This window comes from Marinobacter subterrani (genome assembly GCF_001045555.1).
GTDB lineage: Bacteria > Pseudomonadota > Gammaproteobacteria > Pseudomonadales > Oleiphilaceae > Marinobacter > Marinobacter subterrani.
The window spans coordinates 3,315,622-3,333,968 of sequence record NZ_LFBU01000001.1 but is presented as its reverse complement, the minus strand read 5'-3'; the positions used below and the strand labels follow the sequence as shown (position 1 = coordinate 3,333,968).

Sequence of the window (18,347 nt, the reverse complement as noted above, 5' to 3'; positions counted from 1 at the left end):
ATAACGAGGAACCGAGCATGAGTAGCGGACACATCGTTCAGATCATTGGCGCGGTTATCGACGTGGAATTTCCACGTGACTCCGTTCCCAAAGTTTATGACGCACTGCTGCTTGAAGGTGGCGAGACAACCCTGGAAGTTCAGCAGCAGCTGGGTGACGGTGTTGTACGGACCATCGCCATGGGCAGCACAGAAGGCCTCAAGCGTGGCCTGAAGGCTGAGAATACCAACAAGCCGATTTCGGTGCCGGTTGGCACCAAGACCCTCGGGCGCATCATGGATGTGCTCGGTCGTCCGATCGACGAACAGGGCGAGATTGGCGAAGATGAGCGCTGGGCGATTCACCGCAAGGCGCCAGGCTATGCCGATCAGGCTGCCTCTGCCGACCTGCTGGAAACCGGCATCAAGGTTATCGACCTCATCTGCCCGTTCGCCAAGGGCGGTAAGGTTGGTCTGTTCGGTGGTGCCGGTGTGGGCAAGACCGTCAACATGATGGAACTGATCAACAACATCGCTAAAGAGCACTCCGGTCTGTCTGTGTTCGCCGGTGTGGGTGAGCGGACCCGGGAAGGTAACGACTTCTACTATGAAATGAAGGAGTCCAACGTTCTCGACAAGGTTGCCATGGTTTACGGCCAGATGAACGAGCCCCCAGGAAACCGTCTGCGTGTGGCCCTGACCGGTCTCACCATCGCCGAGAAGTTCCGGGATGAAGGCCGCGACGTTCTGCTGTTCGTTGACAACATCTACCGTTACACACTGGCCGGTACCGAAGTATCCGCGCTGTTGGGCCGGATGCCGTCCGCGGTTGGTTATCAGCCTACCCTGGCCCAGGAAATGGGTGAGTTGCAGGAGCGTATCACCTCCACCAAAGACGGCTCGATCACGTCCATCCAGGCGGTCTATGTACCAGCGGATGACTTGACTGACCCGTCGCCTGCGACCACCTTCTCGCACCTGGATGCGACTGTGGTACTGAGCCGTGACATCGCCTCCAAGGGTATCTACCCGGCGATCGATCCGCTGGATTCCACCTCCCGTCAGCTGGATCCGCTGGTCATCGGCAACGAGCATTACGAGGTTGCCCGTGGTGTGCAGACCAACCTGCAGCGCTATAAGGAACTGAAAGACATTATTGCGATTCTGGGTATGGACGAGCTGTCAGAAGACGACAAGCTGACCGTTGCCCGGGCCCGTAAGATCGAGCGTTTCCTGTCCCAGCCGTTCCACGTTGCTGAAGTGTTTACCGGTTCCCCCGGTAAGTACGTTTCCCTCAAGGAAACCATCAGCAGCTTTAAGGGCATCCTGAATGGTGACTATGACGAATTGCCCGAGCAGGCGTTCTACATGGTTGGTACTATTGAGGAAGCGGTCGAGAAAGCGAAGGAACTGAAGAGCAAGGCCAAGAAATAATCTTGGCTTGAGCTCTTGTTTCCGGATCGATCAAAGAGGCAACTGACATGGGTATGACCGTGCATTGTGATGTGGTAAGTGCCGAAACAAAGATCTATTCCGGATTGGTGGAAATGCTGATCGCTGCGGGTTCTGAAGGTGACCTGGGTATTGCCCCGGGTCACGCCCCGCTGCTGACCGAGCTGAAGCCGGGCCCCATTCGGATCATCAAGCAGGGCGGTGAGGAAGAAATTCTTTACGTGTCCGGCGGATATCTGGAGGTCCAGCCCAATCTGGTGACTTTGTTGGCGGACACCGCGGTTCGTGCAAAGGATGTGGACGAAGCAGCCGCACTCGAGGCTCAGAAAGAAGCCGAGAAAGCACTTGCCAACCAGACCGGCGAGTTCGAATACTCCCGTGCCGCTGCAGAGCTGGCCGAAGCTGCTGCCCAGCTTCGTACCATCCAGCAGCTGCGTAACAAAATGCGCTGAGCATTTCTGTTCCGGGTTTGCCGAACACCGAAGCCGCATCCTGAACGGCTGGAAGACCAACGCCTGGCGTTGGCGCTCCGGCCAGTAAGGATGCGGTTTTTTTATTTTGTGATAACAGACATTCATTACTCCGGGAGCCTGACCATTCCATGAGCCCGTTACACGTTGTCATTCTGGCCGCCGGCCAGGGTTCACGAATGAAATCCGCCCTGCCCAAGGTACTGCACCCGATAGCCGGCCGCCCGATGCTGCATCACGTCATTGCCACGGCCAGACAGCTTGGGGCTGAAAAGATCCACACGGTGATCGGGCATGGCGCTGACAAGGTTCGGGAAGCGACGAATGAGGCATCGGTAAACTGGGTGACCCAGAGTGAACAGCTTGGCACCGGCCACGCCGTCGCCCAGGCACTTCCGGATCTTCCGGATGACGCCCGGGTCCTGGTGCTCTATGGCGACGTTCCCCTTACCCGCCATGAAACCCTTGAGGCTCTGGTGGGCCAGCTCGACGATCAGACCCTGGCGCTGCTGACGGTCACCATGGACAATCCCCAGGGCTACGGCCGTATCGTTCGCAACGCCGAGGGCGAGGTGCAGCGCATCGTTGAGCAGAAAGACGCTAGCCCGGAACAGCAACAGATCCGCGAAGTGAATACCGGTATCCTGGCGGTGTCTGCCAGGCACCTGAAAGCCTGGCTCCCGGCCCTCTCCAACAGCAATGCCCAGGGGGAATACTATCTTACCGACATCATTGCCATGGCGGTGGCCCACGGCCTGAGCGTTTCGGTGTCGCAGCCGGAGAATCCTTACGAAGTCCAGGGCGTGAATAACCGTCTGCAACTGGCGGAACTGGAACGCTGGTTCCAGCGCCGTGAGGCAGACCGGCTGATGACAGAAGGCGCCACCCTGGCCGATCCCGCGCGGCTTGATGTACGTGGTGAGCTGACCATCGGTAACGACCTGTGGATCGACGTGAACGTGGTGTTCGAGGGCAAGGTCACCCTTGGCAGCAACGTATCCATTGGTCCGGGCTGCGTGATCAAGGATGCCACCATTGCCGATGGTTCCGAGATCAAGGCCAACAGTGTCATCGAAGGCGCAACCATTGGCACCAATGCCCAGATCGGGCCGTTTGCCCGTATCCGCCCGGGCACTGAACTGGCAGCAAATACCAAAGTGGGCAACTTTGTGGAAACCAAAAAGGCCATCGTCGGCGAGGGCAGCAAGATCAACCACCTCAGCTACGTGGGTGATGCCTCACTGGGCCGTAATGTGAATGTGGGTGCAGGAACCATCACCTGTAATTATGATGGTGTAAACAAGTATCGAACGGTATTGGGTGACGATGTATTTGTCGGCTCCAACACCTCCCTGGTGGCCCCGGTAACGGTTGCCGCAGATGCCACCATTGGCGCCGGCTCGACGATTACCCGGGATGTCGCGGAGAGTGAACTGGCGGTGGCCCGGGGCCGGCAACGCAATATTTCCGGTTGGGAAAAGCCCCGGAAACACTGATTCAAACGATCAACAGGCAGGTAGAGCAGCATGTGTGGAATAGTAGGCGCGGTTTCGGAACGGGACGTCCAGGGCATCCTTCTTGAGGGTCTGCGCCGTCTGGAATACCGGGGGTACGACTCTGCCGGTATGGCCGTGATTGGTGGCGATCACAGTGTCCAGCGGGCCCGGGAAGTGGGCAAGGTCGCCTCCCTGGCCGATGTCATGAAGGCCAATCCGCTCTCCGGTCACCTGGGCATCGCCCACACCCGCTGGGCGACCCATGGTGAACCGTCACAGGTTAACGCCCATCCGCACATGTCTGGCAATCGTCTGGCCATTGTTCACAACGGCATCATCGAAAACTATCAGGAGCTGCGTCAGGAACTGCGCGACGACGGCTTCGAGTTTACCTCGCAGACCGACACCGAAGTGGTCGCGCACCTGATTGAGAAGAACTACCGCACGCTGGGCAACCTCCATGATTCCGTCCGGGCCGCCATTGCCCGGCTGCGTGGTGCTTATGCGCTTGCAGTCGTGCATTCGGATGAGCCGGACCACCTGGTGGTATGCCGGGAAGGCAGCCCGCTGGTGATTGGCGTCGGTATTGGAGAAAACTTCATCGCCTCGGATCAGTTGGCTCTGCTACCGGTAACGGATCGGTTCATGTTCCTCGAAGAGGGCGATATCGCCGACATCCGCAAGGACAGCGTGACCATTCTGGACCGCGAAGGCCAGGCTGTGGAACGCGAGGTTACCCGTTTCGAGCATGGTGCCGATTCCGCCGACAAGGGCGAATACCGCCACTTCATGCTCAAGGAAATCTACGAGCAGCCCAGAGTCATCAAGGCCACCATGGAAGGCCGGGTCACCAAGACCCGGGTACTGGAACAGGCCCTGGGTACCGAAGCAGAGAACCTGCTGGACAACGTCCGGCACGTGCAGATTATTGCCTGCGGCACCAGCTACCACGCCGGCATGGTTGCCAGGTACTGGATTGAGGAGCTCGCCGGCGTGCCCTGCTCCGTGGAAGTGGCGTCCGAATTCCGCTACCGCAAGCACGTGATCCAGCAGGACACCCTGTTCCTCTGCATCTCCCAGTCCGGTGAGACCGCCGATACCCTGGCGGCCCTGCGCCAGGCCAAGAAAGCCGGTTTCCGGGCGGCGCTGGGGATCTGTAACGTACCTGGCAGTTCCCTGGTACGGGAATCGGATCTGGTAATCATGACCCAGGCCGGCCCGGAAATTGGCGTGGCGTCTACCAAAGCCTTCACCACCCAGTTGACCGCCCTGCTGATCTTCACCCTGGCCCTGGCCCGCCACAATGGTTTGCCGGAGGAGAAGGAGACAGAAATCGTCGAGGCCATCCACCGGCTGCCGGGGCAGGTCAGTGACGTCCTGGCCCTGGACGGTGAAATTGCCGAAATGTCCAAGGCTTTCATGGACAAGAACCACAGCCTGTTCCTGGGCCGCGGCTCGCAGTTCCCTGTGGCTTTGGAGGGCGCCCTTAAGCTGAAGGAAATCTCCTACATCCACGCCGAAGCCTACCCGGCTGGCGAGCTCAAGCATGGCCCCCTGGCCCTGGTGGACAGCGAAATGCCGGTGGTCACTGTTGCACCGAACAACGACCTGGTGGAAAAACTCAAATCCAACCTGGAAGAAGTGCGCGCGCGCGGCGGAGAGCTGTTCGTATTCGCCGATAAACTGGCGGGTGTGAAGCCGGAAGAGGGCATCCATGTGATGCAGCTTCCGTCAGTACATCCGATTACCGCCCCGATCGTGTACACGGTGCCGTTGCAGCTGCTGTCCTACCATGTGGCGGTGCTGAAGGGTACGGATGTGGATCAGCCGCGCAACCTGGCGAAAAGCGTGACGGTGGAATAGTCGATATTCTTCCGGAGACAAAAATAACGTTTCTGTGCAAACAGCAAAGTCTACCCTGAAATAGAACGCCCCCTGGAGGCCATCCAGGGGGCGTTTATCTTAACCATGTCCGATATTCCCAACCGTCATGACCAGCCAACGGGCTGGAAACGGCCGTCCCCAGCCGAAAAATCCGGTTTGTTAAGCTCTGCTTACCTTTTCGTTAAGACTACCTCATTGAAAACAGCCCGGGTAAAGTCAAGTATGGATTTCCACAACGCCGTATCAGCATCGAGCTGACAACGGTGTTTATGAACTTGAGAAGACAACAAATCCAATCGCTCTCAGGAGATCACCATGACGTTTCTTAGCAAAAAACTTATCACCGCTTCCATCCTCGCAGCCTGCGTCGGCACTAGTGTCCAGGCTGAGCAGCTCATTTTTGCTCACGGCGCTAATCCCGGAAATCCCCGTTACGAGGCCGCTGAAGTGTTCGCCGCGATCGTGCCGTCCTGCGCTCCGGATATGAACGTGAGGGTTGCACCGTCCGCCACCATGGGTGACGACGCTGAAATGCTGACATCCGCCACGGCCGGAATTATTCAGATGACCGCCAACTCCCAGGGAACCCTTGCCCAGATTGTGCCTGAGGTGGGCATGCTGGGGCTGCCTTTCCTGTTTGATAACGAGATGGAGGTATGGCGGGTTCTGGACGGACCTATCGGCGACAAACTAGACAAACTCGCACAGGAGTCCGGACTCAAGATTGTGACGTTCTGGGATAACGGCTTTCGCCACGTAACTCACGTCAGCAAGTTCGTGAAGACCCCCGCCGACCTGGAAGGCATGAAAATCCGGACCCCACCGGATCAGGTCGCGATCGATATCTTCAAGGCACTGGGCGCCAACCCGGCACCGCTGGCCTGGAGTGAGCTGCCAACGGCGCTGCAGAGTGGCACCTTCGATGGTCAGGAGAATCCGCTAACCAATATCTACTCCGCCAATCTGCATGAAATCACCCCCTACATTTCGTTGACGGGGCATCAGTATCAGAGCACACCCGTGGTCGCTGGCCTTGGGTGGTGGAATTCCTTGCCGGACGAGACTCAAGTCTGTATCACCAAGGCGGCTAAGCATGCCGGCTGGTATCAACGGGGTCGGAACTATATTCTGAACGAGAACCTGAAGGCGACCATCAAGAACGAGGGTGGCAAGTTCGCCGAGGTTGATCACGCTGCCTATGTCGACGCCGTGGCGCCGGTGTATGAGAAGTATGAACAGGAATTCGGATCGTTTATTGCTGATCTGAGAAAAGCGGCGGATCAGTGATGACTGCGTTTGAGGTGTCTACCGTGAACCTGCCAAAACAGGAGAAGCCAGAGCACCATTGCTCTGGCTTCGTGAAGGGGCTGTCTGATCGCCTGGTTCGGATGATGTACCTGTCCGGGGCGGCTGTTGTTGTCACCACGCTGGTGACGATGTTTGTCGCCATCCTGCTGAACGTGGTGCTCCGATATTTCTTCGGGGGCGGCCTAACCTGGGCTTATGAGATCCCGGCGATCCTGTTTCCCTGGACCGTGGCCGGCGGCATGGTGATGGCGTCTGCGCAAGGGCGTCATATCACGGTGGACCTGATTCCGGGGCTGCTGTCGGAGAGCTTTTCGCGAGTTCTGGCGGGTACGGTCAACCTGTTCGTGAGCGCCGTGTCGGTCGGAGTGGTTTACTACTCCATGCCGATCATCAAAGCGTCTCAGTACAGCAGGCTCGCTGAAACCGGCATTCCTCAGATCTATGGCTATTCAAGTCTGGTGTACGCGTTTTCATTGATTGCGCTGATCGGCCTTCTTTCAGCCATCGAGTACCTCATCGGCAACCGGGCATTGGCCCAAGACCCTACAGCAAAGAATTACAGCTGAGGCGGGGGAATAAACTATGGCGACTTTACTGATTTGGGTTTTTCCTGTTCTGCTTCTGGTGTCAGTGCCAGTTGCATTCGCGATGATCGGTGCGTCGGGTATCGCCCTGATGTTCGAGGGCCAGTCGCTTGCGGTTCTCGCACAACGGCTGTATACCCCCACCCAGAGCTTCCCGATGCTGGCGATCCCGTTCTTTATTCTCGCCGGCAGCCTGATGATGTCCGGGCGTTTCGGTGAGCATCTGGTGGATTTTGCCAAGCTGCTGGTCGGGCGTTTCCGTGGTGGTATGTGCCATGTAAGCGTGGTGGGGTCCGTGATGTTTGGCGGGGTGTCGGGCTCCGCCGTTGCGGATGCCTCGGCCCTGGGCAATGCATTGATTCCGGTACAGAAAAAGGAAGGTTATCCGGCGGGTTTCGCAGCGGCGGTGAACGCCTCGTCGTCCACCGTGTCGGTGCTGATTCCACCGTCGATACCTCTGATTCTGTATGGTCTGGTGTCCAATACCTCCATCATTGATCTGTTTGTGGCCGGTATACTCCCGGGCGTCCTGCTGGGCGTCGGTATGCTGGCACTGACTTGGTTCGCCGCCGTACGGAGAGGCTTTCCGCCATCTGAGGTCGTGGGTGGCTGGACGAAGTGGAAGTCGGAGCTGAAGCATGCCTTTCCGGCTTTGCTGATGCCAATCTTCGTGATCGGTACGTTGCGCTTCGGCATTGCGACGCCCACCGAGGTGAGCGTGATGGCGGTTGCCTATGCCCTGCTGGTCGGCTCGGTTATCTATCGGGATATGAACTGGAAGGGAATCTTGCGGGCCATTCTGGAGACCGGCGTGATGACCGGGGCGGTTATGGTGATCATCATGGCGTCCTCCATTATTCAGTGGATTCTGACGCTGGAGCAGGTCCCCCAGGAACTGGCCGCCTGGGTGACCGGGTCGCTTTCTGAGCCGTGGCAGGTCATTCTGGCCATGAATGTGATCATGCTGTTGGTGGGTACGTTCCTGGATTTACCAGCGGCGGTGCTGCTTCTCGGGCCGCTGTTTACCGGAATCGCCGCCGCCATCGGGCTTGACCCCGTTCAGCTTGGACTGATCATGGTGGTCAACCTGGCGATCGGCCTGTATACGCCCCCAGTTGGGACAACGCTGTATATATCTTCGACAATAGCCAAGGCATCCGTTGGCAGTGTCGTGAAGGAACTGGTTCCGTTTTATCTGCTGGCGATTGCGATCCTTGCCCTGATCAGCTACGTACCCGCGTTAACGATTTACTGACCTGGCCAGAACCACGCCGCTATCGGCGGTGTGGTTCTATTTCTGAAACGAGATATTGTTGAAGGCATCCGGGATGTTGTTGACCGCGATGTCATGGCTTTGCAGAAACGCCGAGATCGTCTTCTCATGCTCCTCCGCCTCCTCAATGATCCAGTTCCTGAAAACCTGAACCAGCTTGCGGCTTCGGTGACGGCTCGGGCTGACAATCCAGTAGGCCGGAAAATTCACCGCGCCCAGTTCGGGTACGAGGGGGACCAGAGAGCCATCCAGTAACTCCTGTGTGGCCAGCGTGGTTGATTCCAGCACCACGCCGACATCATTAACCGCCTGTTGCAGGGCCATCGATGACCGGTCGAATCGCAGCGCGGCAGACTTGAAGGAGCGGACGATTCGGTGACCCGCCAGCCAGTTATCCCACTGAATGACCGCTTTTACGCTATCGATCAGCCGTGCGTTCTGCAGCATCTCCCGGTCATCCGGCCCGTGTTCCTCGCGTAGTTTCAAGCGGTAAGACGGGCTGCACAGGGGCAACACATAGTCAGACAACACCACCTCGCAGTGCAGCCCATCCCAGGGGGTTGGACTGTAGCGGATATCGAAGTCGACGACTTCCCGTTCAAAGTTGGATGGGTCAGGACTGGCATCGATTCTCAGGTCCCACTCCGGATTCTGCGATATAAACCCCGCCAGTCTGGGCCCCAGCCATCGAACGGCAAAACTCGGCATGATTCGAACGATGAGCTGGTGACTGTCTCGTTGCCGGGAAACGGTCTGCCGGGCATCACGCAATAGCCCAAAGGCGGAGGTGACAGCCATAAACAACTGCTCCCCTTCCAGGGTCAGACTTAGCTGGCGTTTATCCCGGCGAAACAGGCTTACTCCAAGCATTTCCTCCAGCAGTTTGATTTGCTGACTGACGGCCGAAGGCGACACCTTGAGGTCGTCGGCCGCCCTGGCAACACGTCCGTGCCGTGCCACCGCCTCAAAATAGATCATGCCATTCAGGCTGGGATCCCGGGACATAACGTCACCAACCTCGTTCGTCGTTGTTGTGTTGAATGGTCCTGGTCGCCATCCCAGGTGGCGATCATTTGTTAAGTATAGGTTAACAGACGCTTAAGACCAGCTGATTGAATAAAAAGACACAGAGAAGAGAATGGATAACGACAACGACCAAGAATACGACCTGAAAAATACCTCGAGCAAAACAAGAGATATCACCATGACTACCAACTTAACCCATGGCGCCCAACCGAGCCTCGCCCAGCGGGCCTGGAATATTCGTCACAAATCCCTGCTTATGGGCGCCGTTCAGAAGCAGGGGTATGTCGGTCAGGCGCTCGGTGTCTCCGATGTGCTGGCTGTCTCCTATTTCCATGCCATGACGTTCCATCCGGAAGACCCGGAGTGGGAAGGTCGTGACCGCTTCCTGTTGTCCATCGGCCACTACGCAATTGCCCTTTACGCCGCGCTGCTGGAAGCCGGGATTCTGCCTGAGTATGAGCTTGAAACCTATGGCACCGACGACAGTCGCCTGCCCATGTCCGGCATGGCTTCCTACACACCCGGTATGGAAATCACCGGTGGTTCCCTCGGCCACGGGCTGGGTATTGGCGTGGGTATGGCCCTGGGCCTGAAGCGCAAGCGGTCTGCCTCGTTTGTTTACAACCTGATGTCCGATGGTGAACTGAACGAAGGCTCAACCTGGGAAGCGGCCATGTCTGCCGCCCACCATAAGCTGGACAATCTGATCTGCCTGGTGGATTTCAACAACCAGCAGGCCGATGGCAAATCCACCGAAACACTGAGCTCCGAACCCATTGATGGCAAGTTCGAGGCTTTTGGCTGGTACACCCAGCGGGTCGACGGCAACGACATCGAAGCGCTCGTCAAAGCGTTCGACAAGGCCCGCCATTACGACGGCGCCAAACCACGGGCCATTATCTGCGATACCAAAATGTGCAAGGGCGTTCCGTTCCTGGAGGCGCGTGAAATTACCCACTTCGTTCGCGTTGACGAGGAAGAGTGGGATCTGGCCCTGAGTGTGCTTGAGGAGGGAAAACCGTCATGAGTATGAGCCGCCGTCAATCCAAGTGGATACCCCGCAAGCCGGTAGACGCCAGTGAGCGCCAGTTGACTTCGGCGATGATCGCCTCGTTGTCTGCCGAGGGCATGCCAACGGTGTCCGCGCCTTTTGGTCACAAGCTAGTGGAGCTGGCCAAAGAACGCGAAGACATCGTGGGCCTCTCTGCCGACCTGGCCAAGTATACGGATTTGCATGTGTTCGCCGAGGCCTACCCGGACCGCTTCTACCAGATGGGCATGGCCGAACAGGTGTTCGTATCGGCTGCAGCCGGGCTGGCAAAAGAAGGTTTCACACCCTTTGCCACCACCTACGCCGTGTTCGCCTCTCGCCGTGCCTACGACTTTATTGCCATGGCCATTGCCGAGGACAACCTCAACGTCAAGATTTGCTGCGCCCTGCCTGGCCTTACCACGGGTTATGGGCCGAGCCACCAGGCGACAGAAGACCTGGCGATCTTCCGGGGCCTGCCCAACATGACCATTGTCGACCCATGCGACGCCCTGGACACCGAGCAGGCAGTGGAGGCCATCGCCGATCACAGGGGACCAGTCTACATGCGTCTGCTCCGTGGCAAGGTGCCGTCGGTGTTGCAGGAGATCGAGAACTACACATTCGAACTGGGCAAGGCCAAGTTGCTGCGCGATGGCGCCGACGTACTGTTCATCTCCTCCGGGTTCATGACCATGCGCACCCTGGAGGCGGCGGACAAACTGGCCAAAGACGGCATCCAGGCGGGCATTCTGCACACACCCACCATCAAGCCCCTGGATGTGGACACGATTCTTGAGCATTGCCGCAAGCCGGGTCGCCTGGTGATCACGGCGGAAAACCACACGGTGATTGGCGGCCTTGGGGAAGCGGTGGCCAGCACCCTGCTGCGCAATTCGGTCACCCCGGCGTTCCGCCAGATTGCCCTGCCGGACGAGTTCCTGGATGCCGGCGCGCTGCCGGTGCTGCATGACCAGTATGGCATTTCCACCGACGCGATCATCCGGCAGACCAAGGCCTGGCTGGGCTGATCAGCGTGCGATCGAACCACCCCGTTAACAACGACAAAAGAGTGAAGACATTATGAGTATTCTGAGCGGAAAGTTTGCCGTGATTACCGGCGCAGCCTCCAAAAACGGTCTCGGTAAGGCCACTGCCAGGCTGTTTGCCGAGCATGGCGCCACCGTTGCCATCCTCGATCTGGACCAGACAGCCGCGGACGAGGCGGCCCGGGACCTGGGCGAGCAGCACGTTGGCCTGGCCTGCAACGTGACCGACAGGGACGCCTGTCATACCGCCATCCACACGCTGATTGAGCGCTGGGGGCAGATTGACATCCTGGTCAATAACGCTGGCATCACCCAGCCCGTGCGCCTGCTGGACATCGAGCCCGAGAACTACGATGCCGTACTGGACGTGAACCTTCGGGGCACCCTGTACATGAGCCAGGCGGTTATCCCGCATATGCAGACGCGCAAGAGCGGCTCCATCGTAAACATTTCCTCCGTGTCCGCCCAGCGCGGTGGCGGCGTGTTCGGCGGTCCCCATTACTCGGCGGCCAAGGCCGGAGTGCTGGGACTGACCAAGGCAACGGCCCGGGATTTCGCGCCGGACAACATCCGGGCCAACGCGGTATGCCCCGGCTTTATTGCCACCGACATCACCGCCGGCAAGATGACCGAGGAGATGAACGCCAAGGTCATGGCGGGCATCCCCATGGGGCGCGCAGGCAAGGCCGAAGAAGTCGCCGGGTGCTGCCTGTTCCTGGCCTCTGAGCTGTCCAGCTATGTGACGGGCTCCGAAGTTGATGTGAACGGTGGTTCCCTTATCCACTGAGCCGGGCTCGCAACGTCTGACGATTTGGTACTCCTCTGAAGGATGGTCAGGCCATCCCTTTATGGCCGGAGCACGCCTCCGGCCTTTTTTCCCAGGCCTCTGGCCTTGTTTCAAGGGACGACGATCATGACACGCATTGTATTTCTGGATCGCGAAACCATCGGACCCAGCGTCAACCTGAACCGCCCCCGGGGCGACCACGACTGGGTATGCTACGACGCCACCGCCGAAGACCAGGTGGTCGAGCGGCTCCAGGGCGCCCAGGTCGCCATTACCAACAAGGTGCCGCTACGGCGTGCCACCCTGGAACAGTTGCCGGATCTGAGGTTCATCACCGTGGCGGCCACCGGTTACGACGTCATCGATACCGCGGCCTGTGCCGAGCTGGGCATCACTGTCTCCAATGTCCGGGGCTATGCGGTGAACACCGTGCCCGAACACACCATGGCCCTGATCCTGGCGCTTCGTCGCTCCCTGGTTGGCTACCGTCAGGATGTGATGGATGGCCAGTGGCAGGCGTCTGGCCAGTTCTGTTTCTTCAACCACCCGATCCGCGACCTGCGCGGCTCGAGGATCGGCATAATCGGCGCCGGTACCCTGGGCCGGAGCGTGGCCAAGCTGGCGGAAGCGTTCGGCATGATACCCCTGTACGCCGGCCGCAAGGGCGAGCGGGTCCGCGATGGGTCTTATACCCCGTTCGATGAGGTGCTGGAAACGGCCGATATCATCACCCTGCATGCCCCGCTGACCGACACCACCCGGGACCTGATTGCCCTGCCGGAATTCCGAAAAATGAAGCGCAGGCCCCTGGTCATCAATACCGGCCGGGGTGGTCTGGTCAACGAGGCGGACCTGGTGACGGCCCTGGACGAAGGACTGATTGCCGGTGCCGGCTTCGATGTCCTGACCCAAGAGCCGCCTGCGGATGACAACCCCCTGCTGACCATCCTGGATCGCCCCAATGTCATTCTGACACCGCACGTTGCCTGGGCCAGTGAGGAGGCCATGCAGTCCCTCTGGCAACAGGTCGTGGACAGCATTGAGGCCTTTCTGGGGGATGAACCGGTGCGCACGGTGGTTCATGCCAAGCGTCGTGACCTCGTCTGAGCGACCTCCTATGAAAATTCTGATTGCCCCGGATTCATTCAAGGAAAGCCTCACGGCCCGGCAAGCGGCCAGGGCCATCGCCGAAGGCTTTCGGGCGGTTGTGCCGTTGGCCGACCTGGTGGAACTGCCGGCAGGTGATGGCGGAGAGGGGACCGCCGAGGCCCTGGTCTCCGCCCGTGCTGGCGAATGGTTCTGTGAAACCGCCACCGGGCCACTTGGAGACCCGGTCCAGGCCAGGTGGGCCATGCTGGCGGATGGCCGCACGGCCATCATCGAGTGCGCGGCAGCCTCGGGGCTGTGTTTGATACCCCCGCAGGCACGGGATGCCTCCCTGACCACCACGCGGGGCACCGGCGAACTCATCACCAAGGCGCTTGATCGGGGCGCCCGGCAGTTTGTCATTGCCCTCGGTGGCAGTGCCACCAACGATGCCGGGGCCGGCATGCTCCAGGCCCTGGGCGCCCGATTCCTTGACGCCGATGACCGGGAGCTGCCACCTGGCGGCGCCGCCCTTGCCAATCTCCGGCGCATCGATCTTGACGCGCTTGACCCCAGACTGGCCGAGGTCCGGTTCCGGGTTGCCTGCGACGTGGATAACCCGCTGATTGGCGAACACGGGGCGTCCGCCACCTTCGGGCCCCAGAAAGGCGCCGACCCGGCGATGGTGAGTTATCTGGACGGCTGTCTGGAACGGTTTGCCGAGGTGGCGTTTAACACCACTGGCAGAAGGATTGTCGATCTCCCTGGCGCCGGCGCCGCCGGTGGACTGGGGGCGGCTTTCCTGGGCTTCTTCAATGCCGAATTGCGCCCGGGTATCGACATTGTGCTCGAGACGCTGGAATTCGACCGACACCTCGAAGGCGCTGATCTGGTGATTACCGGGGAAGGATGCCTGGATGGCCAGACGATGCGGGGCAAGACCCCGGTGGGTGTCAGCCGCAGAGCGAAGGCGGCTGGCGTTCCGGTACTGGCCCTCGCCGGCGCCGTCAACGAAGGCGCTGAGGCTCTGTTTGACCAGGGCATCGTGGCGGTCCACAGCATCGTCCGCCGCGCCACCACGTTGCCAGAGGCCCTGGCGCACGCCGAAGAGAATCTACGATTCGCCGCCCGCAACCTGGCGGCGACCTGGTACACCGGAATGGAAAATAACCGATGAACAACCCCGATTCCAAAAGCCTTGCCAACGCCATCCGATTTCTTTCAATTGATGCCATCGTAAAGGCCCAGGAGGGCCACCAGGGCGTGCCGCTGGGCATGGCGGACATTGCCACCGCCCTGTTTACCCGGCACCTGAAATTCAACCCCGCCGACCCGCACTGGCCGGATCGGGATCGGGTTGTGCTGTCCAACGGGCATGGCTCGATGCTGTTGTATTCGTTGTTGTATCTCACCGGTTACGAAAAGATCGGGCTGGACCAGATCGAGACCTTCCGGGAACTGGGCTCCCATTGCGCCGGCCACCCCGAGTTTGATATCGACAGCGGTATTGAAGTCACCACCGGGCCGCTTGGCCAGGGCATCTGCAACGCCCTGGGCATGGCCGTTACGGAGGCTTCGCTGGGCGCACGGTTTGGCGCGGACATTGTCGACCACCACACCTACGCCTTTGTTGGCGATGGCTGCCTGCAGGAAGGCATGGGCCAGGAAATGATTTCGCTGGCGGGCCACCTGCAACTGGGTAAGCTGATCCTGTTCTGGGATGACAACCGGATGACCGACGATGGCGACACCCGCCTCGCCATCAGCGAGAACTTGGCGGACCGGTTCCGGGCGGCGCACTGGCATGTGATTGAACTGGACGGGCACGATCTTGAGGCCGTCTCGGACGCCATTGCCGAGGCGAAAAAGGATCCGAGGCCCTCGATGCTGGCCTGCCGCACCGTGATTGGTTGCGGTGTACCACGGGTTCAGGGTACCCGTGGCGGCCACAGTGCCCGGCTGTCTTCCGAGGATTCGCGGGCGGCCCGGAAGCTCCTCGGCTGGCCCCACGCTCCCTTTTCCATCCCCGATGACATACTGGCCTGCTGGCGGGCATCGGGCCGCCGAAGCGAAGACGATTACGCCACCTGGCAGCAACGGCTGGACGCCATGCCCGCAGGACAGCGTGCCTACTTTGACCGGATTCTGGCCGGCGACCTGCCCCAGGGCTGGGAGACGGTCCTGCACGATTACAAACAGCGGGTGGTCGAGGAGAACACGCCCAGGCCGGGCATCAGCGCCTCGGCGGAAATCAACGATCTGCTGGTTGAGGTGCTGCCTGAACGGCTGGTGGCCTGTGCCGACCTTGAAGCGCCCACCTCCCACAAACGGAGTCTGAGCGCCTTCACGGCCGCTGATCGCTCCGGTTCCTATATCCACTGTGGCGTGCGTGAGCACATGATGGGCGCCATGGCCAACGGCATCGCCGCCCATGGCGGGGCGATCCCACTGTCGGTGACCTACCTGGCGTTTTCCGATTACCAGCGAGGGGCCATGCGGATGTCTGCATTGATGGGGCTTCCGGTCAATTACGTCTTCAGTCACGATTCCATCGGCGTTGGTAAAAACGGGCCGACGCACCAGCCGGTGGAGATCCTCGCCGCGCTACGCGCCATGCCCAACATGCGGGTGTTTCGACCCGCCGATGCCGTGGAAACCGCCGAGTGCTGGCAACTGGCCCTGGAGCACAAATCAGGACCCAATACCCTGGTGTTTGCCAAGCAGGAACTGCCCGTGGTTCGTCACACCCGGTTGGCGGAAAACCTTTCCAGCCGTGGCGCCTATGTGCTGCTGGAAGCCGAGGGCGGGGCACGGGCCGTTACCTTGCTGGCCACCGGATCAGAGGTTTCGGTCGCCCTGGCGGCCAGGGAAGAACTCCAGCGCAAGGGCCTGCCGACCGCCGTGGTTTCCATGCCGTGCTGGGAACTGTTTGATCAGCAGGAGCCTGGCTATCGCGAGCAAGTTCTTGGCCAGGAAACGGTTCGGGTGGGTGTTGAAGCGGCACTGCGTTTTGGTTGGGATAGATACTTGGGCACGGGCGGCTTTGTCGGCATGACGGGATACGGTGCTTCCGGTTCTGCCGGGGAGCTCTATGATCACTTTGGTATCAATCCTGCCGCGGTTGTGGCAGAGGTTGAGCGCAACCTTTGAAAAATCGGATGCCTACCGGCAGGGCAACACCGCCGGCCTGGGTGGGCGTTACGTGGCGTCCTGCTACAACAGCCTGGAGTTCTGTTACTTTGGCGCCAAACGCAACGTGAAGACGTCGGTGTCTTACCGGTTCAGATCCGCCGAAGCGGAGGTCAGGGAAATGGCGGTCATGTCCTGCTGCAGTTTTTTCAGCAGGTGCAGCAGGCTGACCCCGTCATCAAAGCTCATACTCTGTAGGGCCTGCTGATAGAATTCCGCAATCGTGCCCTGCAGGTTGTTCCAGAACACCTGGCCGCTGTCGGTCAGTTTTACCAGCCGGGCCCGGCCGTCGCTGGGGTCGGGTACGCGAACCACATGGCCGTCCCGCTCCATGCGCTTCAGAACGCCGTCCAGATTCTGCCGACTGACGAACAGGTATTCCTTGAGCTGATTGAAGGAGGTGCCTTCCTCGAACCCTTCCCGCGACAGCGCCCCCAGCACGGCCCATTGCACGGCGCTGATGCCCATTTCGTTCTGAACCTGCCGCTGCAGGATGTTGCCGGTCTGGAACAGCCGGAAAAACAGGCGGTTGGGTATGCCTCCGGATTCGTTGACGATCATTGGTTCTCCTGTTTCACGCTGCCTCACCCGGGCAGGTATTCGCGGGCGATGATGTTTTTCATGATCTGCGCGGTACCGTCGCCAATCTGCAGGCCAAGGACATCCCGCAACCGCTGGGCAAAGGGCAGGTCCTCGCCCCAGCCGGTATGGCCATGGGCCAGCAGGCACTGTTTCACCACGTCGAAAGCCAGCTTCGGCCCCCACCATTTGTTCATGGCGGCCTCGGCGTTGTGGGGCAGGTTGTTGTCCTTGAGCCAGAGCGCATGGTAACACTGCATGCGCGCGGCATGAACGTAGGTCTGGTATTCGGCCAGCGGATGGGTCAGGCCCTGGAAGGCTGACAGGTTCTGGCCGAAGGCTTTGCGCTCGGTCAGCCACTGCCAGGTTTCATCCAGGGATTGCTGGGCCACCGCCAGGCACTGCAGGCCGATCAGGGCGCGGCTGTAGTCGAAGCCCTGCATCACCTGTTTGAAGCCTTTGCCCTCGTCGCCCATCATGTTGTGGGCAGGTACTTCCACGTTGTCGAAGAAGATGGAGCCACGGCCAATGGCGCGCTGGCCGTTGTCTTCAAACCGGGTGGTGGTGATGCCCGGACTGTTCATCGGCACCAGGAAAGCGCTGATGCCGGAAGCCCGCTGCTCGACCGTGCCGGTGCGGGCGAAGACTACCGCCACGTCGGCCTGGTCGGCCATGGAGATGGAGGTTTTCTCGCCGTTGAGCACGTAAACGTCGTCCTTCTTCTCCGCCTTCAGGCGCAGGTTGGCGGCGTCGGAACCGCCGTGGGGCTCGGTCAGGGCGATGCAGGCCACTTTCTGGCCGGTGGTCATGCCGTGCAGCCACTCCTTCGCCAGGTCCGGCGCGGCGTGGCTGGCAATGATCTGGCCGTTCAGGGAGGTCAGCAGCGGAATGTAGCCAACGTTGAAATCGCCTTTGGAGATTTCCTCGATGATCAGGCCACTGGTGACACAGTCCATGCCACTGCCACCGAATTCTTCCGGCAGTTCACCACCAAGCAGCCCCATCTCGCCGAGCTGGCGGATGACATCCTTTTCGATGACACCTTCCTGATCCCGCTTGCGGTAGCCCGGAGCCAGCACCTCGGCGCTGAAGCGGGCCACAACGTCGCGAATCGCGTTCTGTTCTTCGTTAAATGCGAAATTCATGGTGTTCTCCG

The 18,347-nt window shown here is 59.9% G+C and carries 16 protein-coding genes; 13 read left to right on the top strand and 3 right to left on the bottom strand.

The window, feature by feature from the left end; all coding sequences use genetic code 11:
- Nucleotides 1-17: 17 nt before the first annotated feature.
- The 7 genes from atpD to msub_RS15465 all read left to right on the top strand — a co-directional run bounded on the left by atpD (nt 18) and on the right by msub_RS15465 (nt 8,427).
- On the top strand, nt 18-1,412 hold the full coding sequence (gene atpD, locus msub_RS15495) for a F0F1 ATP synthase subunit beta (protein ID WP_048496845.1): 1,395 nt from the start codon (nt 18-20) through the stop codon (nt 1,410-1,412).
- A gap of 47 nt (nt 1,413-1,459) precedes the next feature.
- Entirely contained in the window at nt 1,460-1,882 is a 423-nt protein-coding gene (locus tag msub_RS15490) for a F0F1 ATP synthase subunit epsilon (RefSeq protein WP_048496844.1), read from the top strand.
- Nucleotides 1,883-2,031: 149 nt separating this feature from the next.
- Complete coding sequence (gene glmU, locus msub_RS15485; protein ID WP_048496843.1) at nt 2,032-3,396, top strand: bifunctional UDP-N-acetylglucosamine diphosphorylase/glucosamine-1-phosphate N-acetyltransferase GlmU; 1,365 nt, start codon at nt 2,032-2,034, stop codon at nt 3,394-3,396.
- A 30-nt stretch (nt 3,397-3,426) separates the two neighbouring features.
- Nucleotides 3,427-5,259, top strand: a complete 1,833-nt coding sequence (gene glmS, locus msub_RS15480; protein WP_048496842.1) for a glutamine--fructose-6-phosphate transaminase (isomerizing) — start codon at nt 3,427-3,429, stop codon at nt 5,257-5,259.
- A gap of 336 nt (nt 5,260-5,595) precedes the next feature.
- The gene (locus tag msub_RS15475; RefSeq protein ID WP_048496841.1) at nt 5,596-6,567 is read left to right on the top strand and encodes a TRAP transporter substrate-binding protein; all 972 of its coding nucleotides are present in this window, start codon (nt 5,596-5,598) and stop codon (nt 6,565-6,567) included.
- Nucleotides 6,567-7,154, top strand: coding sequence for a TRAP transporter small permease (locus msub_RS15470; protein ID WP_048496840.1), 588 nt, complete (start codon nt 6,567-6,569; stop codon nt 7,152-7,154). Before msub_RS15475 ends, msub_RS15470 begins: the two co-directional genes overlap by 1 nt.
- A 16-nt stretch (nt 7,155-7,170) precedes the next feature.
- On the top strand, nt 7,171-8,427 hold the full coding sequence (locus tag msub_RS15465; protein WP_048496839.1) for a TRAP transporter large permease: 1,257 nt from the start codon (nt 7,171-7,173) through the stop codon (nt 8,425-8,427).
- A gap of 36 nt (nt 8,428-8,463) precedes the next feature.
- Here the strand turns inward: msub_RS15465 and msub_RS15460 are convergent, their stop codons facing one another.
- Nucleotides 8,464-9,450, bottom strand: a complete 987-nt coding sequence (locus msub_RS15460) for a LysR family transcriptional regulator (protein ID WP_048496838.1) — start codon at nt 9,448-9,450, stop codon at nt 8,464-8,466.
- A 199-nt stretch (nt 9,451-9,649) separates the two neighbouring features.
- Here msub_RS15460 and msub_RS15455 point away from each other — a divergent pair, with 199 nt between their 5' ends.
- The 6 genes from msub_RS15455 to tkt all read left to right on the top strand — a co-directional run bounded on the left by msub_RS15455 (nt 9,650) and on the right by tkt (nt 16,573).
- Nucleotides 9,650-10,498, top strand: a complete 849-nt coding sequence (locus msub_RS15455; RefSeq protein ID WP_048497154.1) for a transketolase — start codon at nt 9,650-9,652, stop codon at nt 10,496-10,498.
- Between the two features lie 2 nt (nt 10,499-10,500).
- Nucleotides 10,501-11,532, top strand: a complete 1,032-nt coding sequence (locus tag msub_RS15450) for a transketolase family protein (protein WP_406564707.1) — start codon at nt 10,501-10,503, stop codon at nt 11,530-11,532.
- A 52-nt stretch (nt 11,533-11,584) separates the two neighbouring features.
- Nucleotides 11,585-12,337, top strand: coding sequence for an SDR family NAD(P)-dependent oxidoreductase (locus tag msub_RS15445; RefSeq protein ID WP_048496836.1), 753 nt, complete (start codon nt 11,585-11,587; stop codon nt 12,335-12,337).
- A gap of 126 nt (nt 12,338-12,463) precedes the next feature.
- A complete protein-coding gene (locus msub_RS15440) occupies nt 12,464-13,444 on the top strand; it encodes a D-2-hydroxyacid dehydrogenase (protein WP_048496835.1) in 981 nt (326 codons plus the stop codon).
- Nucleotides 13,445-13,454: 10 nt separating this feature from the next.
- On the top strand, nt 13,455-14,600 hold the full coding sequence (locus msub_RS15435) for a glycerate kinase (protein ID WP_048496834.1): 1,146 nt from the start codon (nt 13,455-13,457) through the stop codon (nt 14,598-14,600).
- Entirely contained in the window at nt 14,597-16,573 is a 1,977-nt protein-coding gene (gene tkt, locus msub_RS15430) for a transketolase (RefSeq protein ID WP_048496833.1), read from the top strand. The genes msub_RS15435 and tkt overlap by 4 nt, the downstream gene beginning before the upstream one ends.
- 123 nt (nt 16,574-16,696) lie before the next feature.
- Here the strand turns inward: tkt and msub_RS15425 are convergent, their stop codons facing one another.
- Complete coding sequence (locus msub_RS15425) at nt 16,697-17,173, bottom strand: MarR family winged helix-turn-helix transcriptional regulator (protein ID WP_048496832.1); 477 nt, start codon at nt 17,171-17,173, stop codon at nt 16,697-16,699.
- A 23-nt stretch (nt 17,174-17,196) separates the two neighbouring features.
- Nucleotides 17,197-18,336 (bottom strand): cyclohexanecarboxyl-CoA dehydrogenase, encoded by a 1,140-nt coding sequence (gene aliB, locus msub_RS15420; protein WP_048496831.1) that lies wholly within the window; start codon nt 18,334-18,336, stop codon nt 17,197-17,199.
- Nucleotides 18,337-18,347 lie beyond the last annotated feature (11 nt).